Source organism: Dietzia sp. B19 (genome assembly GCF_014145155.1).
Classification (GTDB): domain Bacteria; phylum Actinomycetota; class Actinomycetes; order Mycobacteriales; family Mycobacteriaceae; genus Dietzia; species Dietzia natronolimnaea.
The window spans coordinates 1,658-8,053 of the sequence record NZ_JAALED010000118.1 but is presented as its reverse complement, the minus strand read 5'-3'; the positions used below and the strand labels follow the sequence as shown (position 1 = coordinate 8,053).

At 70.0% G+C, this 6,396-nt stretch carries 8 protein-coding genes; 4 read left to right on the top strand and 4 right to left on the bottom strand.

Annotated features, from left to right (window positions below; all coding sequences use genetic code 11):
- On the bottom strand, positions 1 to 415 hold a 415-nt coding region (locus G6020_RS04610), incomplete at its 3' end, for a DUF3710 domain-containing protein (RefSeq protein ID WP_182609826.1).
- A gap of 79 nt (positions 416 to 494) precedes the next feature.
- Positions 495 to 974 (bottom strand): dUTP diphosphatase, encoded by a 480-nt coding sequence (gene dut / locus G6020_RS04605; protein ID WP_179525220.1) that lies wholly within the window; start codon positions 972 to 974, stop codon positions 495 to 497.
- 53 nt (positions 975 to 1,027) lie between these two features.
- Here dut and G6020_RS04600 point away from each other — a divergent pair, with 53 nt between their 5' ends.
- Positions 1,028 to 1,534: a DUF3093 domain-containing protein gene (locus tag G6020_RS04600; protein ID WP_182609825.1), complete on the top strand. Its 507-nt coding sequence runs from the start codon at positions 1,028 to 1,030 to the stop codon at positions 1,532 to 1,534.
- Positions 1,535 to 1,538: 4 nt separating this feature from the next.
- On the opposite strand, the gene G6020_RS04595 is transcribed toward G6020_RS04600, so the two are convergent.
- Positions 1,539 to 1,841 (bottom strand): DUF4193 domain-containing protein, encoded by a 303-nt coding sequence (locus G6020_RS04595; RefSeq protein WP_179525218.1) that lies wholly within the window; start codon positions 1,839 to 1,841, stop codon positions 1,539 to 1,541.
- 260 nt (positions 1,842 to 2,101) lie between these two features.
- Between G6020_RS04595 and cei the strand changes: the two genes are divergently transcribed.
- Entirely contained in the window at positions 2,102 to 2,686 is a 585-nt protein-coding gene (cei, locus tag G6020_RS04590) for an envelope integrity protein Cei (protein WP_241731472.1), read from the top strand.
- Here the strand turns inward: cei and G6020_RS04585 are convergent.
- On the bottom strand, positions 2,676 to 3,539 hold the full coding sequence (locus G6020_RS04585) for an inositol monophosphatase family protein (protein WP_179525216.1): 864 nt from the start codon (positions 3,537 to 3,539) through the stop codon (positions 2,676 to 2,678). The genes cei and G6020_RS04585 overlap by 11 nt on opposite strands.
- A 159-nt stretch (positions 3,540 to 3,698) precedes the next feature.
- Between G6020_RS04585 and ppgK the strand changes: the two genes are divergently transcribed.
- On the top strand, positions 3,699 to 4,544 hold the full coding sequence (gene ppgK, locus G6020_RS04580; RefSeq protein ID WP_182609823.1) for a polyphosphate--glucose phosphotransferase: 846 nt from the start codon (positions 3,699 to 3,701) through the stop codon (positions 4,542 to 4,544).
- Positions 4,545 to 4,761: 217 nt separating this feature from the next.
- Positions 4,762 to 6,087, top strand: a complete 1,326-nt coding sequence (locus tag G6020_RS04575; protein WP_194305971.1) for an RNA polymerase sigma factor — start codon at positions 4,762 to 4,764, stop codon at positions 6,085 to 6,087.
- Positions 6,088 to 6,396 lie beyond the last annotated feature (309 nt).

Sequence of the window (6,396 nt, the reverse complement as noted above, 5' to 3'; positions counted from 1 at the left end):
ACACCGCCCCCGGCATCGCGGCCACGAGCTCGCGCCCCCACGGACCGTCCTCGACGGTCACCTCGGCGCCCTGCCCCTCGAGCTGCTCGCGCATGGCGGCCACCATGGTCCGCCACTGCCCGGCGGACTTCGGCGCGGCGAAGGCGCGCGGGATGACCCGCGACACGGTGGTGACCACGTGGAACTCCGGCTGGCCGTTGGGATCCAGCGCGACGTTCAGATCGCGTCCCTTGGGGACGCCGATCACCAGGGAACCGAGGTCGAGGTGTCCGTACCCGAGGTCGGTGTAGTACCGGGCCACGTCCCCGACCGACGGGCGGTCATGCGGACCGGTCGTGGACGGTGCGGAGTCCGCGGGTTCCCCGGGGGTGGCGGCGTCGCGGTCCCCGGTCACCGACTTCTTGCGTCCGAACATGGTCGAATCCTCTCCGCGTGCGACCCGGTCCCGGTCGGGACCGTGCCTCTTGACGCTACCCAACGTGGTGTGCTGCCGGTCAGGTCAGGCGGTGGTGACCTCCGGTCGAGCCGTGGCCCCGCTCTCCCCGGTCGGTCTGGTCGAGCTCGTCGACCTCCTGCACGTCCCAGAGTTCGACTCTCTGGATGATCAACTGTGCGATCCGGTCACCTCGTCCGATGTGCACCGGTTCGGACGGGTCGAGGTTGACGAGGTTGACCTTGATCTCGCCGCGATACCCGGCATCGATGGTGCCCGGGGCGTTGACGATCGACAGTCCCGCCCGTGCGGCGAGACCGGATCTGGGGTGGACGAGCCCGGCGTACCCCTCCGGGATGGCGACGGCCACCCCTGTGCCCACCAGCGCACGATGCCCGGGTTCGAGTGCGCAGTTCTCGGCCGAGAACAGATCGATGCCCGCGTCGGAGGGGTGGGCGCGGGACGGCACCGGAAGACCGGGGTCCAACCTCCGTAGCCGCAGCGGTCCGCGTGATCCGGACGAGTGGTCGGGGTGGTTCATGGCTGGCCGCCCTCCTGCCGGGTGGAGCCCGGGTGATGGATAGTCTTGATGTCGTGACCGAAGAAGATCTCCGACCGTCGCCCGACCGGGTCCCGCGCCCTGTTCACTCGGAACGACTCCGGGTACCGGGATGGTGGTGGGTGCTTCTCGCCGCCATCACCGTCCTCGTGGCCGCCGTGGCCTCGGTACTCGGCGCGCCGTGGTGGCTGTGGCTGCTCACCGTGGTCGTGCCCGCCCTGTTCGCGTGGCTCTTCGTCACCGTCGGTCGCGAGCGTATCGAGGTCGAGTCCGACGGTCAGGGCGGAGGGACCCTGTACGCGGGCCGCGCGCGTCTGCCCTTCGAGGCGATCTCGCGCAGCGCCGTCGTGCCCGCGACCGCCAAGCAGGCCGCGATGGGGCGCCAACTCGATCCGGAGGCGTTCGTCGTCCACCGCGGTTATGTCCCCACCATGGTGATCGTCGTCCTGGACGACCCGCTGGACCCCACGCCCTACTGGCTGATCAGCACCCGTGACCCGGAAAGACTCGCGGCGGCCCTCCCGGACAACCACTACAGCTGAGCGATCAGCCCGCGCAGTCCACGCAGATCGGCAGTCCGTCCCTCTCCTCGGCGAACCGGCTCCGGTGATGGACGAGGAAGCAGTCTCCGCAGGTGAACTCATTGTCCTGCTCGGGAACCACACGGACCGTGAGTTCCTCTCCGGAGAGATCCGCCCCCGGGAGTTCGTAGGACTCGGCGGTATCCGTCTCGTCCACGTCGACCTCGCCGGTAGCCCCCTCCGCCCTCCGGGCCTTGAGTTCCTCCAGCGAATCACCGGCCAGCTCGTCAGCTTCGGTCCGGCGGGGTGCGTCGTAGTCGGTTGCCATGTGTCTCTTCTCTAGCGGTCAGGTGGCGAGGGGCGGTCGGTTCGATCGTGGACCGACCGGCGCACGCATATTAACGGAAACTAGCAGGGATTTCATCCGCGCTTCCGGACCGTGTCCCCACCGGGACGCCGATTCCCCGACGATTACAGTGGTGAGGCGGACCCGGACAGGGCTCCCGCACCGTGACACCTGCAGGAAGGACCCTCATGGTCGTCCACCTCAGCGCCCAGGCGACACCCAGTCCGACCCCCACTCGGGGGATGGGACGACTACGCAGCCCCTACGTGCTGTTCGTGGTGGCCACGCTGGTCCTCGGGGGTCTGGTGTGGGCTTCCGCGCTCATGGGCAGCGATGCGGCGACCCAGGCCGCCGCCTGCCCCGTGACGCCCGCGGCGGAGGAGGCCGGACTGCGGGATCAGCCCGCCGGCGCACTCGACTCGGTCGAGCCGGCCCTGTTGGCGGACACGCGGGTCCGGGTGCTCAACGCCAACGGCCAGAGCGGTCAGGCGGGTGCGGTCGCCGCCCAACTCGCCGAACGCGGATTCCAGCCGGCGGGAGCCGACGCCACCGGCAACGACCCGATCTACGCCCAGGACCTCGAGTGCCACGGGCAGATCCGCTACGGCGAGGCCGGGGAGGCGAGCGCGAGGTCACTGTCCCTCGCCGCGCCGTGCATGCAGCTGGTGTCCGACGGGCGGGCGGACGAGTCCGTCGACCTGGTGCTGGGGACGATCTTCTCGCGACTGTCGGACTCGGCGGAGAGCGTGGGGGCGCTCGACGAGCTCAAGGTGGGACGTCAACCAATCTCCGCCGAGCTGGACGCGGCGCGAGCCGTCAACTGCTGACCGCGCCCCCGAGCGCCTCGATCGCGGACAGGAACTCCCCCGCCACACCGGGTGCGGCGGCGGCAGTGGGGACCTCGTCGTCGTGGGAGACCCTCACCACCGCGCCGGCCTCGGCGGCGATCAGGGCCCCGGCCGCGTGATCCCACGGCTTGAGGCAGCGCTCGTAGTAGGCGTCGATCCGGCCGGTGGCCACCATGCACAGGTCCAGGGCCGCGGACCCGCACCGTCTGATGTCACGGATCCGCGGGAGGAGCTCCGCGACCACCCGCCCCTGTTCCGCGCGGACGTCGGAGTCGTAGGAGAACCCGGTTCCCACGAGCGCCATCGACAGGTCGTCACACGCCGACGCCGTCAGTTCGGTGAGCGTGCCCGTGGCGGACCGGAGGCTCGACCCGCGGCCGAGCCCCGCGGTCCAGGTCTCGCCGGTGACGATGTTGTGCACCGCACCCGCGAGGACCACCCCGTCGACCTCCGCCGCCACCGAGACGGCGGTGAAGGGGATCCCGTAGAGGAGGTTGACGGTTCCGTCGACCGGATCCACCACCCACCGCACGACCCCCCGTCCCGGGGCGGTCGCCTCCTCGCCACCCTCCTCCCCCAGGACGCGGTCGCCGGGCCGGGCGGAGACCACCTGCGAACGGAGGTGCTCCTCCACGGTGGTGTCGATGACGGTCACCGGGTCGGTCGCAGAGCTCTTGGCACGCGCGTCGAGCCCGGTGGAGCCGAACTGCTCCACCATCCGCCGGGCCACGTCACCGCCCGAGACCGCGAGCCGACCCGCGAACCGCCTCAATTCGTCGACGGTGTCCGCGTGGGTTGATCGCGCGACCCCTCCGTCCGTCTCCTCCGACATGTCGGCTCCCCTCGTCGTCGTCCCCGATTGGACCGGCCCACGGTGGTACCGGACAGATACGCTGACGAACGGGCGCTCGTCGCCCCCATCGTGCCCCGTCGGTCCGGTGGACTCCAACCGCAGCCGTGACCCTCACGGCCCGTCACCCGGGAGCCCGAGATGCCCACCCCCACACCTGCCGAGAGCACCCAGGCGCCGGCCTCCTCCACCGGCCTGGGGGTGGACGTCGGCGGCACAGGGATCAAGGCGGGGCTGGTCGACCTCGGCACCGGGGAACTCCTCGGCCCCCGGTCGACACGTCCCACCCCGCAGCCGGCGACCCCGGACGCGGTCGCCGGGGTCATCCGCGCGATGGTCGACGAACTCGGATGGGACGGCCCGGTGGGGGTGGCTCTCCCCAGCGTCATCCACGACGGCGTCGCGAGGATCGCCCACAACATCGACGGCTCCTGGGTCGGCTGCGACGTGGTCGCCCTGTTCGACAGGCACCTCCCCGGACGCTCGGTGGTCATGCTCAACGACGCCGACGCGGCGGGTGTCACCGAGGTGCACTACGGCGCCGGTGAGGGGGTGGACGGCCTGGTGGTCCTGCTGACCTTCGGCACGGGGATCGGATCGGCACTGCTGCTGGACGGCCATCTCGTCCCCAACACGGAGTTCGGACACCTCATGGTGGAGGACATCGCCGGCCGGGGTTTCGACGAGGCCGAGCACCTGGCCTCCGCATCGGTACGTGCACGGGACGGACTGACCTACGAGGAATGGGCGCCCCACGTGTCCAACGTCCTGCGATGCCTCGAGGACCTGCTCTGGCCCCGCGCATTCGTCCTGGGGGGCGGGATCAGCGAGGCCGCCGAGGAGTGGTTCCCGCTCCTGGAGAACCGCACCCCGGTTCGTGCGGCCATCAGACGTGGCGATGCCGGGATCATCGGGGCGGCGCTGTACTCGGCGGCGCACGACGGCCTGGTCGATCTGGGGTCGACACTGTCCCCGGGCAGCTACTGACCCCTCGTCAACAGCGCCTGATGCGACCTCCGGGCTGGTTCCTCGTTACAATGGCGCAGGCCGGGATCACCTACCGGCCGGGGACGGGCCCGGTACCGCAAGGCGGACGGCTCGAGTGTCGGCATACGATGCGGCATCGATCCCCGTTTCCCATCGATTCACCGGTTGTGAAGGGGCGTTTGTGGCAGCCACGAAGACCACCAGTTCGGATTCCGCGATGAGCGGCGATCCGTCGGACACCGAGGTCACGGGCGAGGCCCCCGCCAAGAAGACCGCGGCGAGCAGGACACCAGCGAAGAAGGCCGCGCCCGCCAAGAAGACGGCGGCCAAGAAGTCGGCCCCGGCCAAGAAGACCGCGGCCAAGAAGACCGCCGCCGCGGGCGATCCCGCGCTCACGGACACCGCTCCGATCGACGACGCACCGGTCGAGGCACTCGAGGTCGAGCCGGACACCGCCGAACTCGAGGACGTCGAGGTCGATGTCGTCGACGTCGATGACGCGGAGGCCGACGAGGAGACCAAGGAGGGTCCGACCGCCAAGGACAAGGCGTCGGGTGACTTCGTCTGGGACGAGGACGAGTCCGAGGCCCTGCGGCAGGCCCGCAAGGACGCCGAGCTCACCGCCTCGGCCGACTCGGTCCGCGCGTACCTCAAGCAGATCGGCAAGGTCGCCCTTCTCAACGCCGAGGAGGAGGTCGAGCTGGCCAAGCGTATCGAGGCCGGCCTCTACGCCACCTGGTTCATGGCCCAGGTCGTCGAGCGTGGCGAGAAGCTCACCACCGCCCAGCGCCGCGACTACAAGTGGATCGAGCGGGACGGCGTCCGCGCCAAGAACCACCTGCTCGAGGCGAACCTCCGGTTGGTCGTGTCCCTGGCCAAGCGCTACACGGGCCGGGGGATGGCGTTCCTGGACCTCATCCAGGAGGGCAACCTGGGTCTGATCCGCGCCGTCGAGAAGTTCGACTACACCAAGGGCTACAAGTTCTCGACCTACGCGACCTGGTGGATCCGCCAGGCCATCACCCGCGCCATGGCCGACCAGGCCCGCACCATCCGCATCCCGGTGCACATGGTCGAGGTCATCAACAAGCTCGGGCGCATCCAGCGCGAGTTGCTCCAGGACCTGGGCCGCGAGCCCACCCCGGAGGAGCTGGCCAAGGAGATGGACATCACCCCGGAGAAGGTGCTGGAGATCCAGCAGTACGCCCGGGAGCCCATCTCGCTCGACCAGACCATCGGTGACGAGGGCGACTCGCAGCTCGGCGACTTCATCGAGGACTCCGAGGCCGTGGTGGCCGTGGACGCGGTGAGCTTCACGCTGCTCCAGGACCAGCTCCGCTCGGTGCTCGACACCCTGTCCGAGCGCGAGGCGGGCGTGGTGCGGCTGCGCTTCGGCCTCACCGACGGACTGCCCCGCACGCTGGACGAGATCGGCCAGGTCTACGGGGTCACGCGCGAGCGGATCCGCCAGATCGAGTCCAAGACCATGTCCAAGCTGCGCCACCCGTCGCGGTCCCAGGTGCTGCGCGACTACCTGGACTGATCTCCCGCCGGTCCGGTACCCCGGACGAGCCCGGGCCCCGAAGATGTCGACGGGGCCCGGGCTCGTTCGCATGCTCATCCGACAGGGACGGCGAGGCGTGGTTCTGAGCCCCTTCCAGCGTCCCCTTCCAGCTGCCCCTACCAGCTACGCAGCAGCGAGATGCGTTCCCGGATCTGGTCGGCCGAGGCCATGGGCACCGGAGGACCACCACAGGAGTTACGCAGCTGCGTGTGGATCGCTCCGTGGGACTTGCCCAGACGGCCCGAGTACACGGACACCAGCGTGTTGAGTTGGCGCCTCAGATCCTTA